The following is a 22,598-nucleotide window of genomic DNA, read 5'->3' as shown; positions in this document are numbered from 1 at the left end:
TATCTACTCATAGTGTACAAAAAAGGTGCACTTAATAGATGAAATAGAAATCAATAAAATATAGTATTATAAAAATTTTAATGAAATACAAAGGAATATACGGCTATTATCCAAATAATAACATTACAGAATTATCTGAAGATTGTGTTCTTTATTTGATCAAAACCCTGTTCTTTTTTTGAACAGAGGTACCGGTATTATTAAAGATAAGCATAAAGTTGGAAAAGCTATAAAAGTACCTCGAAGCCTTAACTGGTATGGCTTTGGGTACAATATCTAATGATATAGAAAATTTGAAAAGTAAGTAAGTTGATTGGTACGAATTTTGCTAATGAAATATATGGGAATAAAAATATATGGAAATAAAATTAGGGGGAATAATAATGGAGAGATTTACGTTGCCAAGAGACATTTACTTTGGAGAAGATGCTTTGGGTGCTTTGAAAACGTTAAAAGGTAAGAAAGCTGTAGTAGTTGTTGGAGGAGGATCCATGAAGAGATTCGGTTTCCTTGACAAGGTAGAAGAATACTTAAAAGAAGCAAACATAGAAGTTAAACTAATAGAAGGTGTTGAACCAGATCCGTCTGTGGAAACCGTTATGAAAGGTGCCAAAATAATGACAGAATTTGGGCCAGATTGGATAGTTGCTATTGGAGGAGGTTCACCAATAGATGCTGCAAAGGCTATGTGGCTATTTTATGAATATCCAGATTTTACTTTTAAACAAGCAATTGTTCCGTTTGGATTACCAGAATTAAGACAAAAAGCTAAATTTGTAGCTATAGCTTCTACTAGTGGAACAGCTACTGAAGTTACTTCATTTTCAGTAATAACTGATTATAAAGCTAAAATAAAGTATCCTTTAGCTGACTTCAATTTGACACCGGATATAGCTATAGTTGATCCAGCATTAGCCCAGACAATGCCACCTAAATTAACTGCACATACTGGTATGGATGCATTAACTCATGCACTAGAAGCTTATGTAGCATCAGCTAGATCAGATATTTCAGATCCACTTGCAATACATTCCATAATTATGACAAGGGATAACTTACTTAAATCCTATAAGGGTGATAAAGATGCTAGAAATAAGATGCATATATCACAATGTTTAGCAGGTATGGCATTTTCTAATGCACTTCTTGGTATAACTCATAGTTTAGCACATAAAACAGGAGCTGTATGGCACATACCACATGGATGCGCTAATGCAATATATCTTCCATATGTTTTAGATTTTAATAAAAAAGCTTGCTCAGATAGATATGCTAATATAGCTAAAATATTAGGACTTAAAGGAACTACTGAAGATGAATTGGTAGATTCTCTAGTTAAAATGGTACAAGATATGGATAAGGAATTGAATATACCTTTGACCTTAAAAGATTATGGTATAAGCAAAGATGATTTCAATTCAAATGTTGATTTTATAGCAAAGAATGCGCTCTTAGATGCATGTACAGGAGCTAATCCAAGGCCTATAGATTTTGATCAAATGAAAAAGATACTTCAATGTATATATGATGGAAAAAAGGTAACTTTTTAATATGACCCAATATGACCTCAATATAACCCTAATATAAACTTAATATAATTTTATGAAGCACCAGTTATTAATACAATTGATAACTGGTGCTTTAATAAATATTATTTTATTGATATTCCATATAGGATAATTTTTAATACTTCCTGGATAGCTTCCGAAAATTTCATTTTGTTATCCATTAGAAAATTATAATCTAGAAATGTATCAGCTGTTTGTTCAAGCATTTTGATGAGTATTGGTAAATTAATATCTTGTCTTATTACGCCGCTTGAAACTCCTTCTTCTAATAATTTTTTAATAGCACCAAGTTTATATTGTTTTAATTCCTGGATTTTACCCCATTCTTTTGGATAATATATTTTCGCTTCATTTATTAAATTAATAGGAATCTTGTACTTATGGTTTGAGTATATAATAGAGTGAATTTTTGAAATAAAGTCATTTTGGTGGCTTAAAGAGTTTTCCATATTTTTTTTATCACTTTCCACTACTGTCTTAAAAAACTCCTCTACAATTGCATCTTTACTATTAAAATATTTATAAATAGTTTTTTTACTAATTTTTAAATCTTTGGCTATTTCGTCTATAGTAAATTTTTTTAAACCATGCATTTGTATTTTATTAGCAGCCGTGTCTAATATTTTATCTTTCATAATTTACCTTCCTCTTTTATATTTGATTTACTAAAAATTATTGTAAAAATTCCACCTAGTCCAATAAATATTGTGAGAATCAAAGTTATTCTTTGTGAAAATCCCCACAAAGCTCCTGCAGCAATAGATCCCGCAAAGGAACCAATATACTGAAATGAGTTGAATATACCATTTGCTGTACCTCTTAAATCATCTTTTACTATATTGTTTACATTGGTTGCAAGTATTGTTGTTAGGCACATATATCCACAAAAGAAAAAAATAGTACCTAGAAGCAAAAATATATAAGATGTTTTTTGAAAGTAAAAAAATATACTTAAGGATGAAACTGTGAAGGCTGCAGCAAGGATTATATTACTGCCATATTTTTTCATGTACCTTATTGCCTTTTTCATAAATATTATAGCAATAATTATGGATGGAATAAATATTCTCCACATACCATTTATACCTGTTACGTTACTAAGATAAATAGGAAGTACGTAAAATACTGCCATCATCATAAAATTATTACAAAATGCAGCTTTATTTAATATTATAAAAGTTTTATTTTTAACAAGGATCTTGAAGTTTTCTTTAAATGAATTTTTTATTTTATTAGTATAGTTTTTACTATCTTCTAGGAATAAAAGTATATACAGCCAGTTTACAAATATAAGGAGGGCGCAAATTAAAAACATTTTGTTTACGGGAAGAAAATTATGAATAATAGGGCCAAGTGCAAAAGAAAGGGCAGCTGCACAGGATACAAAAGCACCTAAAATACTTAGGGCTTTTATTTCCTTGTCTTTAGTTACCATACTTGAAACCCAAGAGTATCCAACACCCAGTATTGCACCACTTCCTTGAAGTGCTCTTGCAAAGATAAAAACATATATATTTTTTGCTAAAAAAGCAACTACAAGTCCTATATCAACCTGTAAGATGCCGATAAGCATCATGATTTTATTTCCATACTTATCACTTAAAGCACCAAATGGTATTTGGAAAATTGCCTGTGTAAGTCCAAATATGCCAAGTGCTAACCCCGCAAGAAGAGGAGTATTGTATAAAAGGGATTTACTATAAACGGAAATAAAAGGGGATACAATAGTCATTGCCATTTGCCTTAGTGCTAGAACCAAACTTAACATAATTACGCTTAACATTTCATTATTTTTTGTACTGATATTCTCCATAATTACACCACAAAAGTTATAAAAATATAGCTTCCTTTCATCAAGATTTACACTATGGAAACTTATATGGTACATATGGTTTCCGACTTAAATATTAATATATGGGTATTGATTTGTCAATACAAAGAAAATAAAATCTTTTGGTTGGTATAAATTTTAGATTTTGGTTGAAGACATTGGCATTTTAATAAATATAATTGATTTTATAGGGTTTTTGTTTTTTACTTGGAAATTCTATAATATGAATTTTTAGAGGTGGAAAAATGATTAGATATTTTTTACAAGGATTTTTACTTGGAATTTCTTATGTGGCTCCAATTGGTATGCAGAACTTATATGTAATTAATTCAGCTATAACTGCTAGTAAAAGAGCAGAGGCATTTAGGACAGCTTTTATAACTATATTTTTTGATATTTCCCTTGCACTAACCTGCTTTTGGGGTGTAGGAACCATAATCCAAAAATCAAAGGTTTTGAGATCGGTTGTGCTATTGGTTGGATGCATAGTTGTTATATACATTGGAATAAGCCTTATAAGAAGTAAACCAGATATTGATGAAAAAACTAATATAGAAAAAAACTTAGTTAAAGTAATTATATCTTGCTTTGTTGTGACCTGGATGAATCCACAGGCTATTATTGATGGTTCACTTCTCCTTGGAGGATTTAGGGCATCTCTTTCTTATCAAAGCTCCTGGTACTTTATACTGGGATCATGCATGGCATCAATTTTTTGGTTTACTTCTCTTGCAGCTATTATGTCAATTTTTAAGCACAGTTTTAATGAAAAATCAATTAAGGTAATTAATAGAATATGTGGTATAATAATAATTTATTACGGGGTAAGACTTGGTTTTAATTTTATATTATCAAAATAAAAGGATTTGAATATGTATGTTAAACATTGATTGGAAACCGGATAAAAAATCTTGTATTTCTATGTACAGGCAAATTGTAAATTATATAAAGGAGAAAATAGGAAATGGAGAGTGGACTGTAGGAGAAAAGTTACCATCACAGAGAGAATTGGCAGAAAAATTTGAAGTAAATAGAAGCACTATTGTAGAAGCCTTAGACGAGTTAAAAGCTGATGGTTTAATTGAGGGAAAAAGTAAAAAAGGTACCAGAATTATAAATAATACTTGGTCCTTGATGGCTTCTATGCTGCCAGGTAGTTGGGAACCTTATATAAAAAGTGGAATACACAAACCTAACCTCCATACAATCCAAATTATAAATAAGATGGAGTATAAGGATAATATAATAAGGCTTGGTACAGGTGAACTTTCTCCTGAATTATTTCCAAAAGATATGATGAAGAAGGTATTTAAAACTGTGTCCAATAATATAACTTCTTTAAGCTATGAAATGGCTAAGGGTTCACTTAAATTGAGAAAGGTTATAAGTAAGTATTTAAAAAAGTTTCATATAAATGTGTCACCGGATTCAATACTAATTGTTTCAGGTTCACTTCAAGCTCTTCAGTTGATTTCAATGAGCATACTAAAGCCTGGTTCCAAGATACTTGTGGAAAAACCATCATATATAAAATCACTTCATGTATTTGACTTTTCCGGAGTTAGTTTTAGTGGAATATCTATGGATGCAGATGGAATTAAGTTAAATGAAATTTTAAAAAATATAGATAGAAATACATCTCTTCTATATACTATTCCAACATTCCATAATCCTACAGGTATATTAATGCCGCAGTATAGAAGAAACAAGCTATTGGATTTATGTAATAAAGAGAGAATTCCAATTATTGAAGATGATGCTTATAGGGAATTATGGTTGGATGAAATACCACCTTATCCAATAAAAGCAAAAGATGAAAATGGAATAGTACTTTATATGGGTACTACATCGAAATCAATGGCAGCAGGAATAAGAATAGGGTGGGTTGTTGCGCCGGAAACTGTTGTTGAGCGACTTGGAGATGTTAAAATGCAAACGGATTATGGTGCAAGTTCCATTTCACAGTATGTAACTGCGGAATGGATAGAAAGTGGATTTTATGAAATATATTTAAAAGAACTGAGAGAGAAACTTAAAATAAGGAGAGAAATTGCATTAAATGTTCTTGAAAAATATTTTTTTAACATGGCTAGTTGGAATGTGCCAAAAGGAGGATTTTATATATGGTTAAAGCTTAAAAATAAAATAGACATGAAAAAACTTTTTTATAAATGTTGTAAAAATGGAATATTAATAAATCCAGGATATATATACGATTTTACTAAAAATTATAATATAAGGATATCCTATTCCTATGCTTCTCTTTATGACTTGGAGCTAGGACTCAAAAAGCTTTCGCAAATAATCAGAAGTTTATCTGATAGCTGCTATTGCTAACACTCCCATGGACATAGTGAAAGCGACTATGAAAGTGGGGTATAAGCACTGCTGCGCGTCTAGATATGTACTGCAAGCAGATTACATAACATTTTGTATAATTTTTAACAATTCTAGAAGTGGTAGGCATAATCTTCTGTCTTATCGCAAAATGCACCTCTTTATTCTAAATTATTCACAAAGTAAGATAATTCCTTTAATATTTTATTGAAAAAAATTAATACTATTAATACAATAAGGTAACGATAGTACAAAAAAATAAAAAAATAAGCGGATATTGTCCAAATAACATATGTCGCTTTATGCCATGAAAAGATCTTCTATTCGTTTACAATAAGTAATGTATTAATATATTAATATTACAAAAGCGTCTTAATCTGAAATTCGCATTAAGATGAGGCCTCTCATCAAATAACAATATAATAAAATAATTGGAGGTTTATTTATGGAATTGTCAATGGATGCAGCTTTGGCGGCTGCTAAAAAAAAGGTAAAATCAAGTTTCTTTAAAAAAGGTATTGCAATTGGTTTATTTTCAGGAATTTCATATGGACTATATTCAGCATTTTTGACATTAGCTACAACAAAGGGAGTTTGGAGTGACTGGTATGGTGCAAATACAGCAGGTTTAACAGCACTTACTATTGCATATGTACTTGGTGCACTTAGTAGTGGAATAAATGATACTGCTAGTGCAGTTTGGGCATTAATTGCTGCAGCTGGTAGAGGTAAATTGGGTGATTTCTTTAGATGTCTCAATAGTAAACCAGGACGATTGATTATGGTAGCTGCTCTTATGGGAGGACCAGTTGCTACTACAGCTTATGTTGTAGCTCTAAAGATGGCAGGTTCACTTGCTGTTCCAATTTCTGCTCTTTGCCCAGCTATTGGTGCTATATTAGGTAGAGTTTTATATAAACAAGAATTAAACAAGCATATGATTGTAGGTATTCTTATCTGTGTTTGTGCAAGTGGTTTGATTGGTCTTCAAAGTGTTACTGGAAATGCACCTGCAGGAGCAGGATTAGGTATGGTTATCGCTCTTATTGCTGCACTTGGATGGGGACTAGAAGGTTGTATAGCTGGTTATGGTTCATGTATGGTAGATTCAGAAATTGGTATTGCTATTCGTCAGACAACATCAGGTCTTTCAAATTTAATTATATTTATTCCTATTATATCTGTAATTGTAGGTAATAATGCAGGTCTTGCATTTCATCTTACTGCTAAAGCATTTACAAGTGGTCCTGCTATGATTTGGCTTGCTATAAGTGGCCTTTGCGCTTATCTGTCATTTATGACTTGGTACAAAGGTAATAGTATGACTGGTACAGCTCTTGGTATGGCAACTAATGGAACATATTCATTTTTCGGACCATTCTTCTGCTGGATTATACTTGGCGTAATTTTCGGAATATCAGGTTGGTCAATGGCTCCTATAGTATGGTTCTCTGCTATATTAATGGCAGTTGGTATTTTCGTAATTGCTGTAAATCCAATAGATTTATTTAGAAAACAGGAGGATTAATTGTATGAAACCACTAAATTATGCTATTTTAAAACATTTTACAAAAACTAAAGAAGCCTGTGCAGATGATGTTATTGAAGCTTTAAAAGGTGACTACGGCGATTTTAAAGGACTTAAAAAAGGTGCTGTAATTGAAGCATTAATGACAGCTGAAGCTAATGGACTTCTTGAAGAAACAAGATCTATATTGGACAAGTCAGGTGATTTAGTTGTTTACTATCATGCAAATGAAGAGGGAGCAGCTACAATTAATAAATACATTGATTAAAGTCAATACTATTAGTGCAAGAAAATAACTATAGTACAAGAACTCCAAAAAACTAGCAGATATTATGCATTAAAATATGGCATTTTGTACCATGAAAAAATGCTCTAATGAGTTAATATATCATTAGATTGCAAAAAACGTTTTCATCAATCTAGTTTTTTAATATGAGGAGGAATTTTGTTTATGAGTGAAATGACAGGAGCGGTTAGTGCATCTGCAATTGCTGCTAAAAAAAAGTTATCATCACAATTTTTTAAAAAAGGTATATCAATTGCTATATTTTCAGGTATTATGTATGGATTTTATTCAGCATTTTTGTCATTAGGTATGACTAAGGGAGTTTGGGGTGACTGGTATGGAGCTAATAAAGCAGGATTATCCGCTTTTGTTATTACATACGTATTGGGTGCCCTTGGTAGTGCAGTAAATGATTCTTGTAGTGCTATATGGGCAATGCTTTATGCAGGTATTAAAGGTAAGTTTGGAGATTTCTTGAGATGTATTAATACCACCCCAGGCCGTGTAATGATTTTGGCAGCCCTTATAGGAGGACCAATTTCCAGTACAGCTTATGTTATCGGTCTTCAAATGGCTGGTTCAATAGTTATTCCTATTACAGCTCTTTGTCCGGCTATTGGTGCTATATTAGGTAGAATATTATTCAAACAAGAATTAAATAAACGTATGATGTTAGGTATAGTTATTTGTGTTGCTGCTAGTTTTATGATTGGTAGTACAAGCATTACAGGAAGTGCTCCTAAAGGTGCTCTTTTAGGTATTGCTATTGCTTTCATAGCAGCTCTTGGTTGGGGTTTTGAAGGCTGTGTAGCTGGTTTTGGTACATCTATGATTGACTCTGAGATTGGTATTACTATTCGTCAGGCAACATCAGGTATTTCAAACTTAATTATATTAATACCTATTATGGGTATGCTTGCAGGTAGTGTTAAGCTTTCAACTGGTCTTGTATTTCAGGCATTTACAAGTGGATCTGCTATGATTTGGTTTTCCATGAGTGGTCTTTGTGCATTTGTTTCATATATGAGTTGGTATAAGGGTAATAGTATGTGTGGTGCAGCTCTTGGTATGGCTTGTAATGGTACTTATTCATTCTGGGGTCCATTCTGTTGCTGGATAGTACTTGGTGTAATCTTTGGCAAATCAGGTTGGTCAATACCTGCTATTGGTTGGATTGCTGCAGTACTCATGGTATTAGGTATTTTAGTAATTTCCATGAATCCACTGGATTTATTCAGAAAAAAGGAGGATTAATTGTATGAAACCACTTAATTATGCTATTTTAAAACACTTTACAACAGTTAAAGAAGCTTGTGCAGAAGACGTTATTGAAGCTTTAAAAGGTGACTATGGTAATTTTAGAGCACTTAATAAAGATGCTGTAATTGAAGCTTTAATGACAGCTGAAGCTAATGGTCTCCTTGAAGAAACAAGATTTGATGAGGATAAATCAGGTAATTTGAGAGTTTATTATCACGCAAATGAAGAAGGAGCAGCTACAATTAATAAATATATTAAAGACTAATAACTTGGATTCCATAAGTTCAAATTATTAGTTCAAATAATAAATAAACATTTTCAAGCAAAGGTAATTGAATCAAAATTGCATTTAATTGAAAAAGATCCATACTGCGTAATTGCGTATAGAGGAGGAGGGTAATGAAATGAGGTATTATGGCGAAGAGGCATTAGGCCTTATTGAAACATTAGGGATGGTTCCTGCAATTGAAGCAGCAGACAAAATGCTGAAGGCTGCTGACGTTGAACTTATATCATATGAAAATATAGGTTCCACTCTTGTTACAATTATGGTAAAAGGTGATGTTGCTGCTGTTAGAGCATCTGTGGAAGCAGGAGCTGCTGCTGCTGCAGCAATAGGAAAATTGACAGCACACAATGTTATGCCAAGACCAATTAAAGGTGTTGGGGACATTGTTTCAGTACATGACATCGATGCATAAAAATATAGTAAAAAATATGATAAAGGAAAGGGAAAACAGATGAGCAAATATGTAGCTTTAGGTTTAGTAGAAACATTTGGTTTGGTTTTTGTTTTAGAGGCTGCAGATGCAATGTGTAAAGCTGCAGATGTTGAATTAATTGGCTATGAAAATGTAGCTTCCGGTTATATTTCTGTATTGGTTGCCGGGGATGTAGGAGCTTGCAAAGCAGCTGTAGAAGCTGGAGTAAAAGCTGTAAAAGATATGGGAACTGAAGTTTATAGTTCAGTTGTTATTGCAAGTCCACATCCAGATCTTCAGAAAATCACCAAACGTTATACAATTGAAAATTTACTTCCTTAATATGTGGATGTTATGATCTACCACATAAAATAGAAAAGTACAGAAATTGAGTACTTAGTTAGTAAAAATGAAAGGGAGAGTTAGAAATGAATATTATTGATAATGATTTGCTCTCCATCCAAGAATCCCGAATCCTTGTGGAAAATGCTGCACGAGCACAAAAAATGTTAGCAACCTTTCCACAAGAAAAGCTAGATGAGATTGTTGAACGTATGGCGGAAGAAATCGGAAAACATACCCGAGAGCTTGCTGTAATGTCACAGGATGAAACTGGTTATGGAAAATGGCAGGATAAATGCATCAAAAACCGATTTGCCTGTGAGTATTTGCCAGCTAAGCTTAGAGGAATGCGATGTGTAGGTATTATTAATGAAAATGGTCAGGATAAGACCATGGATGTAGGTGTACCTATGGGTGTAATTATTGCATTATGTCCTGCAACTAGTCCGGTTTCTACTACCATATATAAGGCATTGATTGCAATTAAGTCTGGTAATGCAATTATCTTTTCTCCACATCCTAGAGCAAAGGAGACAATTTGTAAGGCGCTTGACATCATGATTCGTGCAGCTGAAGGATATGGGCTTCCAGAAGGAGCTCTTGCATACTTACATACTGTGACGCCTAGTGGAACAATCGAATTGATGAACCATATTGCGACTTCTTTGATTATGAATACAGGTGTTCCCGGGATGCTTAAAGCAGCATATAATTCTGGGAAACCTGTTATATATGGAGGAACTGGTAATGGACCAGCATTTATTGAACGTACAGCTGACATCAAACAGGCGGTAAAAGATATTATTGCTAGTAAGACCTTTGATAACGGAATAGTACCATCAGCTGAACAATCTATTGTTGTAGATAGCTGTGTTGCATCTGATGTTAAACGTGAGTTGCAAAATAATGGTGCATATTTCATGACAGAGGAGGAAGCACAAAAACTAGGTTCTCTCTTTTTCCGTTCTGATGGCAGTATGGATTCAGAAATGGTTGGCAAATCCGCACAAAGATTGGCTAAAAAAGCAGGTTTCAGCATTCCTGAAAGTAGCACAGTGCTAATTTCAGAGCAGAAATATGTTTCTCAAGATAATCCTTATTCCAAGGAGAAACTTTGTCCGGTACTAGCTTACTACATTGAAGATGATTGGATGCATGCATGTGAAAAGTGTATTGAACTGCTGTTAAGTGAGAGACATGGTCACACTCTTGTTATACATTCAAAAGACGAAGATGTAATTCGCCAGTTTGCATTAAAAAAACCTGTAGGTAGGATACTTGTTAATACGCCTGCTTCCTTTGGTAGTATGGGTGCTACAAGTAATTTATTTCCTGCTTTAACTTTAGGTAGTGGATCGGCAGGTAAAGGTATTACCTCCGATAATGTTTCACCAATGAATCTTATTTACGTCCGCAAAGTCGGATATGGCGTACGGAATGTAGAAGAGATTGTCAATACTAATGGATTGTTTACAGAAGAAAAAAGTGATTTGAATGGAATGACAAAAAAGTCAGACTATAATCCAGAGGATATACAAATGTTACAGCATATTTTAAAAAAAGCTATGGAAAAAATTAAATAGTGTACAGATGTGTTTAGAACATGGTAAACAATAAGTTAAAAGTAAAATATTTAAATCTAAAATAATTATGAAAGAAAAGAGGTAAGTGTTTTGGATATTCGTGAATTTTCAAATAAGTTTGCAGAGGCAACTAAAAATATGTCTGCAGAAGAACAAGCAGCTTTAATGAAGATATTTCAAGGAGTTTCCCAAGAGATTACAAAAGAAGATAATGGAGCACCTGCAGTTAGTGCAGAACCTTGCACTAACAATGGAGAAGTTCCAAATGGAATGACAGAACGTTTAAAGAGAATAAAGGAAAATTATTTAAAGCAAAAGCCTTCAATAACAACATATCGTGCTAAGGCTATTACAAAGATTGCTAAAGAAAATCCTGGTATGCCTAAGATTTTATTACGTGCTAAATGTTTCCGTTATTGCTGTGAAACTGCACCTTTAGTAATTCAAGATGATGAGCTAATTGTAGGAGCTCCTTGTGGTGCACCTCGTGCTGGAGCTTTTTCTCCTGATATAGCATGGAGATGGATGCAAGATGAAATAGATACAATTGGAACACGTCCTCAAGATCCATTTTATGTATCTGAAGAAGATAAAAAGGTTATGCGTGAAGAGCTTTTCCCTTTCTGGCAAGGAAAATCTGTTGATGAATACTGTGAAGACCAGTACCGTGAAGCAGGTGTTTGGGAACTTTCTGGTGAATCATTTGTTTCAGATTGCTCTTACCATGCAACTAATGGTGGTGGAGATTCAAACCCTGGATATGATGTTATCTTAATGAAAAAAGGTATGGCAGATATTCAGCAGGAAGCAAAGGATCATTTAGCAAAATTAGATTATGAAAATCCTGAAGATATCGAAAAGATTTATTTCTATAAATCCGTTATTGATACTACTGAAGGAGTTATGATTTACGCTAAACGTATGTCTGAATATGCTGCTGAATTAGCTGCAAAGGAGACAAACCCTAAACGTAAGGCAGAATTACAAAAGATTTCAGAAGTTAATGCTCATGTTCCTGCACATAAGCCTAGCAATTTCTGGGAAGCAATTCAATCAGTTTGGACTATTGAGTCATTACTCGTAGTTGAAGAAAACCAAACTGGTATGTCAATCGGCCGTGTTGACCAATATATGTATCCATTCTATAAGGCAGATATAGAATCAGGACGTATGAATAATTATGAAGCATTTGAATTAGCTGGTTGTATGTTAATCAAAATGTCTGAAATGATGTGGGTTACAAGCGAAGGTGCTTCTAAGTTCTTTGCAGGTTACCAACCATTCGTAAATATGTGTGTTGGTGGTGTTACTCGTGACGGTCTTGATGCAACAAATGACTTGACTTATCTTTTGATGGATGCTGTTCGTCACGTTAAGATTTATCAGCCATCTTTAGCTTGTCGTATTCACAACAAATCACCTAAGAAGTACTTGAAGAAGATTGTTGATGTTGTTCGTGCTGGTATGGGATTCCCAGCTTGCCATTTTGATGATGCACATATTAAGATGATGCTTGCAAAAGGTGTTTCCATAGAAGATGCTAGAGATTATTGTATAATGGGTTGTGTTGAGCCTCAGAAAGCTGGACGTTTATATCAGTGGACTTCTACAGCTTATACTCAATGGCCTATATGTATAGAATTAGTTCTAAACCATGGTGTTCCTTTATGGTATGGAAAACAAGTTTGTCCTGATATGGGAGATTTAAATAGATTTAAGACTTATGAAGAGTTTGATGCTGCTGTTAAGGAAGAAATCAAATATATTACAAAATGGACTGACGTTGCTACAGTTATTTCTCAGCGTGTTCACAGAGATTTAGCTCCAAAACCTTTGATGTCCATCATGTATGAAGGCTGTATGGAACACGGTAAAGATGTTTCTGCCGGTGGTGCTATGTACAATTTCGGACCTGGTGTTGTATGGACTGGATTGGCTACATATGCAGATTCCATGGCTGCTATTAAGAAGGTAGTATTTGATGACAAGAAATGTACTTTAGAGCAATTAAATCAAGCATTGAAAGCTGATTTTGTTGGATATGAAGAACTTAGAAATGATTGCTTAAAAGCTCCTAAGTATGGTAATGATGATGATTATGCAGATTTAATTGCTGCAGATTTAATCAACTTTACAGAGATGGAACATCGTAAATATAAGACTCTGTACTCTGTTTTGAGTCATGGTACTTTATCCATCTCAAATAATACTCCATTTGGTCAGTTGACAGGTGCGTCTGCTAACGGACGTAAAGCTTGGACACCATTATCTGATGGTATTAGTCCAACTCAGGGTGCAGATTTTAAAGGACCTACTGCTATTATTAAATCTGTTTCCAAGATGTCTTGTGACAATATGAACATAGGTATGGTTCATAACTTTAAACTTATGGCAGGATTGCTTGAAACTCCAGAAGGAGAAGAAGGTATTATCACATTGTTACGTACTGCTTGCTTATTTGGTAATGGACAAATGCAGTTCAATTACTTGGATAACAAGACTTTGATTGAAGCACAGAAGCATCCAGAACAGTACAGAGATCTTATTGTTCGTGTAGCAGGTTACAGTGCATTCTTTGTTGAATTGTGTAAGGATGTTCAGGATGAAATTATTAGTAGAACTATGTTGACACATTTTTAAACATAGCATTCCATTGATTTTAAATTAATTTATCTGATGTCTGTATCTTGCATACTGCAAGGTATGCAAGAGGACAGGCTCGGTTAAAAGTTTATCTGAACACCAAAATGAATCAAACAGGAGATTGGTTAGTATGAGTAATGCGAAGGCAGCAATGATTGAAAGAAAAGCAGTCATTTTTAATGTGCAAAAATACAATATGTATGATGGACCGGGAGTAAGGACACTGGTATTCTTTAAAGGATGCCCATTGCGTTGCAAGTGGTGTGCCAATCCTGAAGGACAATTACGAAAATATGAAGTTATGTTCAAAAAAAATTCATGCATTAATTGCGGTGCTTGTGTCTCTGTTTGTCCGGTTGGAATACATACAATGTCAAAAGGAATGGAACATGAGGTAGATCATAGTATTGATTGTTTAGGTTGCCGTAAGTGTGAGAATGCTTGTACCGAGTCAGCAATATCCATTATGGGACAAGAAAAAACTGTTTCTGAAATTATGGAAATTATAGAAGAGGACAGACAGTTTTATGAAATTTCAGGTGGTGGTGTCACACTAGGTGGCGGCGAGGTATTGATGCAGTGGGAATTTGCAGCAAATTTGCTTATGGTATGTAAGCAGGAAGGAATCAATACAGCCATTGAAACTTGTGGTCATGCAAAATTAGAAGCAATACTTAAGGTTGCTGAGTTCACAGATTTGTTCCTTTTTGATATAAAGCATATTGATCCTGAACGACACTATCAACTGACAGGAGTGCATAATGAACAAATTTTGAAGAACTTGAAGGAACTTCTTAATCACAGATATAACGTGAAGATTAGGATGCCCCTGTTAAAAGGCCTGAATGATAGCAAAGAAGAGTTTGATGGTGTAATTAACTTTTTGATGCCTTTCCGTGATTACAAAAACTTTAAAGGTATAGATTTACTTCCTTATCATAAATTAGGCGTAAATAAATATACACAGCTAGGAATAGAGTATCCAATAGAGGGAGATCCAAGCTTAAGCAGTGATGATTTGGATAGAATTGAAGGCTGGATTAAAGAATATGATTTCCCGGTTTCGGTTATTAAGCATTAATAAGTAGTTAATTAGTCAATATGTGTTAATGTGTAATTTCCCTGGTTTTATAAAGATTTATTATATGACCTGTAATTGGTGTAGTAAATAAAATTGATTTGATGGCGGAACATTAGAGTTTATGTTTCCGACAGTTGAGGCAAGTAAAAGCTTCAGAGCCTTATTATAAGATTAGTGTTCCTAGCGGATTAGCCGGCGGAGCCCTAAAAAATGTTTATTTTTAAAATAAAAGTAAAGGGGGGCCAAAATGAAATTTATTACCGAAATTGATTTGCGGGATTTATATAGAAAAGAACCTTTTACAGATTATGAATTAGAACCGGGAACAAGACTTACGCCTGGAGCACGTCAATTTCTATCAGATAAAGGTATAAATATGTTTGACGATGGTCCTTACACAAAGAGAAATACTGCAAATAAAAAGCAGACTGTAGAGAAAAAGCAGACTGTGGAGAAAAAACAAGCTGTAGAGAAAAAGGAAACTGTGGAAAAGGTGCAGAGCATAAATGAAAATCAAACACCTGCACAGCCCAAAAAGAAGAATAATTGGAAGAAGAAAAAACTTTACAGTAAGATGAAATCAACGGAAGCATTGTTCCTTATTACAGAAGAAGAACTTTTGAATAAGGATATCCTTTGGGCACAGAATGTTATTAGTTTAGGTAAGCAGTTTACTAAAATTAAAAACGCCATTCAGGGTAAAGGGTCCGTTGAAAATCTTTGTATTAAGGAATGTACAGCAATAAATTTTAGCAATTATTCACTTGATTTAGATGATTGCTTTGAAATTACAGAATTTCATATGCAGCTTAAAAAGGGAAGAGATATCATAATTTTGCATAGACTGCGATGTGCTCTTAGAGAAATCGAACCATTCATTTTAGAAGCATATGAAGATAGTGAAGATGAGGATGCATTGTGCAGTGATACTATTGGAAAGATCAATCAAATTATTAATGCTTTGTCCCAAATGATTTGTTCTATTTTTGGAGGTACAAAATGTCAGAGAAAAATTTGACTTTTAAGTTCTGCGACCAACTTGTGAAAGATTTTGAACATGTAGTAAAGCATCCGATTGTTGGCAAGTCATCTGTTTATTATACAGGAGTTGACTTAGGTACAGCATGTGTTGTCCTAGCAGTTGTAGATGAAAACTATAAACCAGTAGCAGGTGCTTATAAATATGCAGATGTAGTTCGAGATGGTATGGTTGTTGATTATATTGGTGCAATCAATATTGTTAGAGAGATGAAGCATGAAATTGAAGAAAAGTTAGGTACAGAGTTGATTTATGGAGCTGCAGCTATTCCACCAGGAACAGATGATTTGGATTCAGGGGCAGTTAAAAATGTAGTTCAGGCAGCTGGATTTGAACTTACAAGTGTGCTTGATGAACCAACGGCTGCTAATAAAGTTCTTAGAATTAAGAATGGTGCAGTTGTAGATATCGGTGGTGGAACAACTGGAATTTCAATTTTAAAAGATGGAAAAGTTGTTTATATTGCAGATGAACCAACAGGAGGTACTCAATTTTCATTAGTAGTTTCTGGTGCATATAAAATGCCTTTTGCAGAAGCAGAATTGTATAAACGTAATCCAGAAAATCATAAGGATCTTTTACCTGTACTAAAGCCAGTAGTTGAAAAAATTGCATCTATTATTAACCAGCATATTAAAGGGTACGATGTTCAGGAAATATCTCTGGTAGGAGGAACTTGCTGTCTGACAGGTATTGAGACAATTATAGAAAAAAAGACAGGAATATTTACTCATAAGCCAAAGAATCCGATGTTTGTAACCCCTTTAGGCATAGCACTTAGCTGTACGCAGGAAAGTATATAGTTGGAGATGATTCAATATGGAATTTCGAACTATTAAATCACCTTCAAAGGGTACTATAGATATGCTTATGAGGCGTATGGGTGCTAATGTTAATAAAGATTCAATTTGTGTTGATGCGGTTGGTCTTGTACAAGGCAAAATGCTGGACATGATTTATGCCGCAGATATTGCTGAAAAGGCAGTTGGTGTCACAGTAGAAGATATTAAAGGAAGTTGTCCACAGAACATGATAATGATTGCGATTTTTGGCGATACGTCATCTGTTGAATCAGCAATTCAGGAGATTAAGCGCAATGTTAAAAAGGAGAAAGATATATGTTAATAGCAAGATTAATTGACAATGTATGGGCAACAAGAAAAGCAGAATCACTTAATGGATTGAAGTTTATGTTAGCGGAAGTAATTGGTGGAACTGGTGCTGGTCAGCATTTAGTTGTAGCAGATATAATCAGTGCCGGAATTGGAGATAGAGTTCTTGTTTCAACAGGGTCGTCAGCTCGAAAAATGTTAGATGAATGTGAAGATATCCCGGTTGACGCAGTTGTTGTTGGAATTATTGATGAAGACTGCAATGTAGAATAAACTCAGGAGGTACGGGAATGAGTATTCTTGATATGGTGCGAGAAGCTGGTGTTATTGGTGCCGGTGGGGCAGGATTTCCTACCCACGCAAAGCTAGCATCAAAGGCAGAATATATACTTCTTAATGGAGCTGAATGTGAGCCGCTGCTTCGTGTGGATCAGCAGCTGATGAGGATGTTTCCAGATGAGATAATTAAAGGATTTGAATCAGCAGGAAAGTTAGTAGGTGCAAATAAAGCACTTATAGGCATTAAAGGAAAGCATAAGGAAGTTATTTCTATACTTCGTAATAGAATTGAAGAACTTCAAGTAGGAGATTTTATTGAAGTAAAAGAAATTCCTGATATTTACCCTGCAGGTGATGAGCAAGTTCTAGTTCATGAATTGACTGGAAGAGTTGTTCCTGAAATGGGTATTCCAATTAGCGTTGGTTGTGTAGTAGTTAATGCAGAAACGGCATTAAATATTTATCACGCTTCTATGGGAGTGCCGGTTACAGAAAAATATATCACAGTTGCAGGAGATATCCCTAAACGTTTGACTGTAAAGGTACCAGTGGGTACACCTGTTATAGATGTACTGAAGCTGAGTGGCATAGAAAATTTTGATGATTATACAGTTATTGATGGTGGCCCTATGATGGGACCTGTAAAGAGTGATGTAGATGGATATGTTACGAAGAAAAATAAAGGGTTCGTAATTTTGAAAAAAGATCATCCTCTGATTCGTAAAAAATCTGTTAGCATAGAACAGGCGAAAAGAGTAAATAGATCTTCCTGTGAACAGTGCCGCATGTGTACAGATATGTGCCCTCGTTATCTTCTTGGACATAGTACACAACCCCACAAGATGATGAGAGCTTTGAATTATGCATTGAAGAATGTTGAAGAGCAGAAGATTGCACAGCTTTGCTGTCAATGTAATTTATGTGAATTGTTCTCATGTCCAGCAGGGCTTTATCCGAAATCTGCAAATCTCTATTTTAAAGGAAAATTAGCAGAACAGAACATAAAATATAAACCAATGAAGTCGGAATTTACTACCCGCAAAAGCCGTGAATATAGGTTAGTTCCAAGTAAGCGTCTTATTGCCAGATTAGGTTTGCATGACTTTGACAGGCCAGCTCCTATGACTGAAGTTCAGGTAAATCCTGAAGAAGTTCATATTGCAACAAGACAGCATGTAGGAGCACCTGCAGTACCAATTGTTAATGTTGGTGATCATGTAGAACTTGGACAACAAATTGGAAAAATTCCTGAAGGTAGTTTAAGTGCTGCTATTCATGCAAGTATTTCGGGAACAGTTGTGGAATGTGGAAATGATTTTATTGTGATAAGGAGGGGATAATATGTCACAAGCAATAGGAATGGTTGAGTTTACAAGCATTGCTCGTGGTATATATGCAGCAGACCAGATGGTAAAGACTTCTGAAGTGGAAATAGTTACAGCAGGTTCTTCTTGCCCAGGAAAGTATATTGCCATTGTTCAAGGTGATGTTGCAGCAGTTGAAGATTCAGTGAGTGTTGGTGTAAGATTTGCAGAAGAATTTTTAGTTGATTCTATTGTTATACCAAATGTCAACCCGGCAGTATTCCCTGCAATCACAGGTGCAACGATGCCAGATGAAGTTCAGGCTTTAGGAATTATGGAGTCTTTCTCCCTGTCAACAATGGTCATTGCTGCTGATGCAATTTTGAAATCTGCTGAATTGCAGCCAATTGAACTTCGTTTGGGAAATGGATTGGGAGGTAAGTCATTCTTTACTTTTACCGGAGATGTAGCTGCTGTTGAAACTGGTGTTGAAACAGGAAAAGCTATTGCAGAAGAAAAAGGGTTATTAGTAAATGCAGAGGTTATACCTTCACCGTCTGAAAGATTATTGGCATCATTGTTCTAATATATAAGAACTTTTATAAATGAAAGGATGTGAAGGAATGAAAAAGTTAATTTGTGTAAAAGATGTTGAAACTGCAGAAAAGCAGGGTCAAAAAGTAGTGTATATTAATTGCGATACAATTGTTACTCCTTCAGCTAAAGATGCGGCTAGAAATAGTGGAATAGAATTTTCTACCGAAACTCCAGTTCCTGAAGTAAAGAAATCTTGTGAAGTAGAAGTTCCTTGTGAAGTAAAAGGTTCTTGTGAAACAAAAGCTTCTGAACTTGAAAAAGTTTTTGAAAATGGAATTGATAGTGAAGTAATTTATAAAGTATTCAAGGTAATGATGGAGAAAGGACTTTTGAATGGAGTGATTGATTTGATTACCAATAAGAAGCCTTATCTTGCTGAGACTGACGCTATCGGTTTGAAGATCGTTCGTGGTAGTTCAGTAAAGTATGAAGCACTAGATACAGGAAATCCTGATGATAAAGTATTTTATCAGGAAATAATCAATGCAGATGATGGTTCCTCAATGAATGCGGGATTTATTACAATTGAAGATTGCAAATTTGATTGGGAAACAGAATGTCAAGAACTTTACTATGTTATAGAGGGTACATTGACAGTAACAGTGGATAATAAAGTTTATACTGCACATCCTGGTGATTCAGTATTCTTCCCTAAGGGAGCTAAGATAGCATTTGGTTCACCTGACAAGATGAAAGCATTCTATGCTACATATTAGAATTTGGAATGCTTGACCAAAGTTTAGGAGGGTTAAACAATGCAGGCACTTGGGTTAATCGAAACAATAGGACTTATTGCAGCTATTGAGAGCGCAGATGCTATGCTCAAGGCAGCAGATGTGAATCTCTTAGAAAAGACATATGTAGGAGGGGGACTTGTTTCGATTGCTGTAACTGGTGATGTGGGTGCTGTGAAGGCAGCTGTAGACGCTGGTGGAGCGGCAGTTAGAAACATAAATGACACATTGCTTGTTTCACAACATGTGATTCCCCGTCCACATGAGGAATTAGATAATATAATTGTATCAGCAGTACCACTGAAAGATAGAAATATTCCAACTGTCGCTCCAGCGAAAAACCAACCAGAAGATGAAACAACAGTTGAAGTAATTGAAGAAGATACTGTAGAGGTTCCTGTTAAAATAGAAGATTCAATAGTAGAGGACTCAATAGAAGAGAATTCAACAGTGGAAGATCCAGCAGTGGAAGACTCTAAAGAAGAGAATTCAACAGTAGAAAATTCAGAGAATGAGGAGCTTTTGCCAGAAAAAATAACTGATCCTTTGAAAATGGATTTAACTAAACTAAATAGGAAAGCCGTAGATAAGATGGTACTTGACTATGGTTTAGAAAAAGCTATTGAGATTTTGAGTAAGTTTAAGGTAATAGAGCTTCGAAATCTCGCTCGTAAATATAAGAACTTTGGTATCAAAGGAAGATCCATTTCTAAAGCAGACAAGAAGTTACTGCTTATAGAGTTCAAAAAATATTATGGGCATAATTAGCCAGCTATAAAAATTAAAATATATAAATAATAAACAATGGAGGGAACACAATTGGAAAATTTTGATAAAGACTTACGTTCTATACAAGAAGCAAGAGATCTTGCACGTTTAGGAAAAATTGCAGCAGACCAAATTGCTGATTATACTGAAGAACAAATTGATAAAATCCTATGTAATATGGTTAGGGTAGCAGAAGAAAATGCAGTTTGCCTTGGTAAAATGGCTGCAGAAGAAACTGGTTTTGGAAAAGCTGAAGATAAGGCTTATAAGAACCATATGGCTGCTACTACAGTATATAATTACATCAAGGATATGAAGACTATTGGTGTTATAAAAGAAGATAAAAGTGAAGGTGTAATTGAATTTGCAGAACCAGTTGGTTTATTAATGGGTATTGTACCATCTACAAATCCAACATCTACTGTTATTTATAAATCAATCATTGCAATTAAATCAAGAAATGCAATTGTATTCTCACCACACCCAGCTGCATTAAAATGTTCAACAAAAGCAATAGAACTTATGCGTGATGCAGCAGTAGCAGCAGGAGCTCCTGCAAATGTAATTGGTGGTATTGTTACACCATCTATACAAGCTACAAATGAACTTATGAAAGCTAAAGAAGTTGCTATGATAATTGCAACTGGAGGCCCTGGAATGGTAAAGGCTGCATATAGTTCAGGAACACCTGCAATAGGCGTTGGTGCTGGTAACTCTCCATCCTATATTGAAAGAACTGCTGATGTTCATCAATCAGTTAAAGATATAATAGCTAGTAAGAGTTTTGACTATGGTACTATTTGTGCATCCGAGCAGTCTGTAATTGCAGAAGAATGCAACCATGATGAAATAGTAGCTGAATTTAAGAAACAAGGCGGATATTTCATGACAGCTGAAGAAACTGCAAAAGTTTGCAGCGTACTTTTTAAACCTGGTACACACAGCATGAGTGCTAAGTTTGTAGGAAGAGCTCCTCAGGTTATAGCAGAAGCTGCAGGTTTCACAGTTCCAGAAGGAACAAAAGTATTAATAGGAGAACAAGGCGGAGTTGGTAATGGTTACCCTCTATCTTATGAGAAACTTACAACAGTACTTGCTTTCTATACAGTTAAAGATTGGCATGAAGCATGTGAGCTTAGTATAAGATTACTTCAAAATGGTCTTGGACATACAATGAACATTCATACAAATGATAGAGACTTAGTAATGAAGTTTGCTAAAAAACCAGCATCCCGTATCTTAGTTAATACTGGTGGAAGCCAGGGAGGTACTGGTGCAAGCACAGGATTAGCACCTGCATTTACATTAGGTTGTGGTACATGGGGAGGAAGCTCTGTTTCTGAAAATGTTACTCCATTACATTTAATCAATATAAAGAGAGTAGCATATGGTCTTAAAGATTGTACTACATTAGCTGCAGACGATACAACTTTCAATCATCCTGAACTTTGCGGAAGCAAAAATGACTTAGGATTCTGTGCTACAAGCCCTGCAGAATTTGCAGCAAAGAGCAATTGTGATAGCACTGCTGCAGATACTACTGATAATGATAAACTTGCTAGACTCGTAAGTGAATTAGTAGCTGCAATGAAGGGAGCTAACTAA

23 protein-coding genes are annotated in these 22,598 nt (G+C 34.7%); 21 read left to right on the top strand and 2 right to left on the bottom strand.

Annotation, left to right across the window (positions count from 1 at the left end; translation table 11 throughout):
- The first annotated feature begins 383 nt into the window (after positions 1–383).
- Entirely contained in the window at positions 384–1,550 is a 1,167-nt protein-coding gene (locus CLAU_RS08870) for an iron-containing alcohol dehydrogenase (RefSeq protein ID WP_013240584.1), read from the top strand.
- 101 nt (positions 1,551–1,651) lie between these two features.
- Here CLAU_RS08870 and CLAU_RS08865 read toward each other — a convergent pair whose 3' ends face one another.
- Together CLAU_RS08865 and CLAU_RS08860 are read right to left on the bottom strand one after the other, a co-directional pair.
- A complete protein-coding gene (locus tag CLAU_RS08865) occupies positions 1,652–2,203 on the bottom strand; it encodes a TetR/AcrR family transcriptional regulator (RefSeq protein WP_013240583.1) in 552 nt (183 codons plus the stop codon).
- Positions 2,200–3,384, bottom strand: coding sequence for an MFS transporter (locus CLAU_RS08860; RefSeq protein WP_029170056.1), 1,185 nt, complete (start codon positions 3,382–3,384; stop codon positions 2,200–2,202). The genes CLAU_RS08865 and CLAU_RS08860 overlap by 4 nt, the downstream gene beginning before the upstream one ends.
- Before the next feature lie 260 nt (positions 3,385–3,644).
- On the opposite strand from CLAU_RS08860, the gene CLAU_RS08855 reads away from it, so the two are divergent.
- The 20 genes from CLAU_RS08855 (at position 3,645) to CLAU_RS08760 (ending at position 22,598) form a co-directional block, all read left to right on the top strand.
- The gene (locus CLAU_RS08855; protein WP_013240581.1) at positions 3,645–4,259 is read left to right on the top strand and encodes a LysE/ArgO family amino acid transporter; all 615 of its coding nucleotides are present in this window, start codon (positions 3,645–3,647) and stop codon (positions 4,257–4,259) included.
- 16 nt (positions 4,260–4,275) lie between these two features.
- Positions 4,276–5,736, top strand: coding sequence for an aminotransferase-like domain-containing protein (locus CLAU_RS08850; RefSeq protein WP_013240580.1), 1,461 nt, complete (start codon positions 4,276–4,278; stop codon positions 5,734–5,736).
- A 445-nt stretch (positions 5,737–6,181) separates the two neighbouring features.
- The gene (locus CLAU_RS08845; protein WP_013240579.1) at positions 6,182–7,264 is read left to right on the top strand and encodes a membrane protein; all 1,083 of its coding nucleotides are present in this window, start codon (positions 6,182–6,184) and stop codon (positions 7,262–7,264) included.
- Positions 7,265–7,268: 4 nt separating this feature from the next.
- Positions 7,269–7,532 carry a hypothetical protein gene (locus CLAU_RS08840; protein ID WP_013240578.1) on the top strand — a complete coding sequence of 88 codons (264 nt, stop codon included), beginning with the start codon at positions 7,269–7,271 and terminating at the stop codon, positions 7,530–7,532.
- 183 nt (positions 7,533–7,715) lie between these two features.
- Positions 7,716–8,804, top strand: a complete 1,089-nt coding sequence (locus tag CLAU_RS08835) for a membrane protein (protein ID WP_013240577.1) — start codon at positions 7,716–7,718, stop codon at positions 8,802–8,804.
- Between the two features lie 4 nt (positions 8,805–8,808).
- Complete coding sequence (locus CLAU_RS08830; RefSeq protein ID WP_013240576.1) at positions 8,809–9,075, top strand: helix-turn-helix domain-containing protein; 267 nt, start codon at positions 8,809–8,811, stop codon at positions 9,073–9,075.
- Between the two features lie 139 nt (positions 9,076–9,214).
- A complete protein-coding gene (locus CLAU_RS08825; RefSeq protein WP_013240575.1) occupies positions 9,215–9,511 on the top strand; it encodes a BMC domain-containing protein in 297 nt (98 codons plus the stop codon).
- A 39-nt stretch (positions 9,512–9,550) separates the two neighbouring features.
- Positions 9,551–9,853, top strand: coding sequence for a BMC domain-containing protein (locus CLAU_RS08820; RefSeq protein ID WP_013240574.1), 303 nt, complete (start codon positions 9,551–9,553; stop codon positions 9,851–9,853).
- 86 nt (positions 9,854–9,939) lie between these two features.
- Entirely contained in the window at positions 9,940–11,436 is a 1,497-nt protein-coding gene (locus tag CLAU_RS08815; RefSeq protein ID WP_013240573.1) for an aldehyde dehydrogenase family protein, read from the top strand.
- Positions 11,437–11,526: 90 nt separating this feature from the next.
- Positions 11,527–14,076, top strand: a complete 2,550-nt coding sequence (gene cutC / locus CLAU_RS08810) for a choline trimethylamine-lyase (RefSeq protein WP_013240572.1) — start codon at positions 11,527–11,529, stop codon at positions 14,074–14,076.
- Between the two features lie 133 nt (positions 14,077–14,209).
- A complete protein-coding gene (gene cutD / locus CLAU_RS08805; RefSeq protein WP_013240571.1) occupies positions 14,210–15,160 on the top strand; it encodes a choline TMA-lyase-activating enzyme in 951 nt (316 codons plus the stop codon).
- Between the two features lie 247 nt (positions 15,161–15,407).
- Positions 15,408–16,178, top strand: coding sequence for a hypothetical protein (locus CLAU_RS08800; protein ID WP_023162468.1), 771 nt, complete (start codon positions 15,408–15,410; stop codon positions 16,176–16,178).
- Positions 16,160–17,002, top strand: a complete 843-nt coding sequence (gene eutJ / locus CLAU_RS08795) for an ethanolamine utilization protein EutJ (RefSeq protein WP_013237856.1) — start codon at positions 16,160–16,162, stop codon at positions 17,000–17,002. Before CLAU_RS08800 ends, eutJ begins: the two co-directional genes overlap by 19 nt.
- Before the next feature lie 16 nt (positions 17,003–17,018).
- A complete protein-coding gene (locus tag CLAU_RS08790; protein ID WP_013237857.1) occupies positions 17,019–17,324 on the top strand; it encodes a BMC domain-containing protein in 306 nt (101 codons plus the stop codon).
- Positions 17,318–17,584 (top strand): EutN/CcmL family microcompartment protein, encoded by a 267-nt coding sequence (locus CLAU_RS08785; protein ID WP_013237858.1) that lies wholly within the window; start codon positions 17,318–17,320, stop codon positions 17,582–17,584. The genes CLAU_RS08790 and CLAU_RS08785 overlap by 7 nt, the downstream gene beginning before the upstream one ends.
- A gap of 17 nt (positions 17,585–17,601) precedes the next feature.
- Positions 17,602–18,930 (top strand): 4Fe-4S dicluster domain-containing protein, encoded by a 1,329-nt coding sequence (locus tag CLAU_RS08780; RefSeq protein ID WP_013240569.1) that lies wholly within the window; start codon positions 17,602–17,604, stop codon positions 18,928–18,930.
- 1 nt (position 18,931) lies between these two features.
- Positions 18,932–19,480, top strand: a complete 549-nt coding sequence (locus tag CLAU_RS08775) for a BMC domain-containing protein (protein ID WP_013240568.1) — start codon at positions 18,932–18,934, stop codon at positions 19,478–19,480.
- A gap of 37 nt (positions 19,481–19,517) precedes the next feature.
- The gene (locus CLAU_RS08770; protein ID WP_013240567.1) at positions 19,518–20,207 is read left to right on the top strand and encodes a cupin domain-containing protein; all 690 of its coding nucleotides are present in this window, start codon (positions 19,518–19,520) and stop codon (positions 20,205–20,207) included.
- A gap of 39 nt (positions 20,208–20,246) precedes the next feature.
- Positions 20,247–20,993 carry a BMC domain-containing protein gene (locus tag CLAU_RS08765; protein ID WP_013237860.1) on the top strand — a complete coding sequence of 249 codons (747 nt, stop codon included), beginning with the start codon at positions 20,247–20,249 and terminating at the stop codon, positions 20,991–20,993.
- 51 nt (positions 20,994–21,044) lie between these two features.
- Positions 21,045–22,598, top strand: coding sequence for an acetaldehyde dehydrogenase (acetylating) (locus tag CLAU_RS08760; protein ID WP_013237861.1), 1,554 nt, complete (start codon positions 21,045–21,047; stop codon positions 22,596–22,598).

It is taken from the genome of Clostridium autoethanogenum DSM 10061 (assembly GCF_001484725.1).
Classification (GTDB): domain Bacteria; phylum Bacillota; class Clostridia; order Clostridiales; family Clostridiaceae; genus Clostridium_B; species Clostridium_B ljungdahlii.
This window is presented reverse-complemented; position numbering and strand designations above follow the sequence as displayed.

Bases quoted from the DNA above. Each gene is read 5' to 3' on its own strand.
- cutD (WP_013240571.1), top strand. From the start codon at position 14,210: ATGAGTAATGCGAAGGCAGCAATGATTGAAAGAAAAGCAGTCATTTTT.
- CLAU_RS08870 (WP_013240584.1), top strand. From the start codon at position 384: ATGGAGAGATTTACGTTGCCAAGAGACATTTACTTTGGAGAAGATGCT.
- CLAU_RS08865 (WP_013240583.1), bottom strand. From the start codon at position 2,203: ATGAAAGATAAAATATTAGACACGGCTGCTAATAAAATACAAATGCAT.
- CLAU_RS08785 (WP_013237858.1), top strand. From the start codon at position 17,318: ATGTTAATAGCAAGATTAATTGACAATGTATGGGCAACAAGAAAAGCA.
- CLAU_RS08825 (WP_013240575.1), top strand. From the start codon at position 9,215: ATGAGGTATTATGGCGAAGAGGCATTAGGCCTTATTGAAACATTAGGG.
- eutJ (WP_013237856.1), top strand. From the start codon at position 16,160: ATGTCAGAGAAAAATTTGACTTTTAAGTTCTGCGACCAACTTGTGAAA.
- CLAU_RS08850 (WP_013240580.1), top strand. From the start codon at position 4,276: ATGTTAAACATTGATTGGAAACCGGATAAAAAATCTTGTATTTCTATG.
- CLAU_RS08800 (WP_023162468.1), top strand. From the start codon at position 15,408: ATGAAATTTATTACCGAAATTGATTTGCGGGATTTATATAGAAAAGAA.
- CLAU_RS08815 (WP_013240573.1), top strand. From the start codon at position 9,940: ATGAATATTATTGATAATGATTTGCTCTCCATCCAAGAATCCCGAATC.
- CLAU_RS08840 (WP_013240578.1), top strand. From the start codon at position 7,269: ATGAAACCACTAAATTATGCTATTTTAAAACATTTTACAAAAACTAAA.
- CLAU_RS08835 (WP_013240577.1), top strand. From the start codon at position 7,716: ATGAGTGAAATGACAGGAGCGGTTAGTGCATCTGCAATTGCTGCTAAA.
- CLAU_RS08830 (WP_013240576.1), top strand. From the start codon at position 8,809: ATGAAACCACTTAATTATGCTATTTTAAAACACTTTACAACAGTTAAA.
- CLAU_RS08820 (WP_013240574.1), top strand. From the start codon at position 9,551: ATGAGCAAATATGTAGCTTTAGGTTTAGTAGAAACATTTGGTTTGGTT.
- CLAU_RS08845 (WP_013240579.1), top strand. From the start codon at position 6,182: ATGGAATTGTCAATGGATGCAGCTTTGGCGGCTGCTAAAAAAAAGGTA.
- CLAU_RS08780 (WP_013240569.1), top strand. From the start codon at position 17,602: ATGAGTATTCTTGATATGGTGCGAGAAGCTGGTGTTATTGGTGCCGGT.
- CLAU_RS08770 (WP_013240567.1), top strand. From the start codon at position 19,518: ATGAAAAAGTTAATTTGTGTAAAAGATGTTGAAACTGCAGAAAAGCAG.
- CLAU_RS08790 (WP_013237857.1), top strand. From the start codon at position 17,019: ATGGAATTTCGAACTATTAAATCACCTTCAAAGGGTACTATAGATATG.
- CLAU_RS08765 (WP_013237860.1), top strand. From the start codon at position 20,247: ATGCAGGCACTTGGGTTAATCGAAACAATAGGACTTATTGCAGCTATT.
- CLAU_RS08855 (WP_013240581.1), top strand. From the start codon at position 3,645: ATGATTAGATATTTTTTACAAGGATTTTTACTTGGAATTTCTTATGTG.
- CLAU_RS08775 (WP_013240568.1), top strand. From the start codon at position 18,932: ATGTCACAAGCAATAGGAATGGTTGAGTTTACAAGCATTGCTCGTGGT.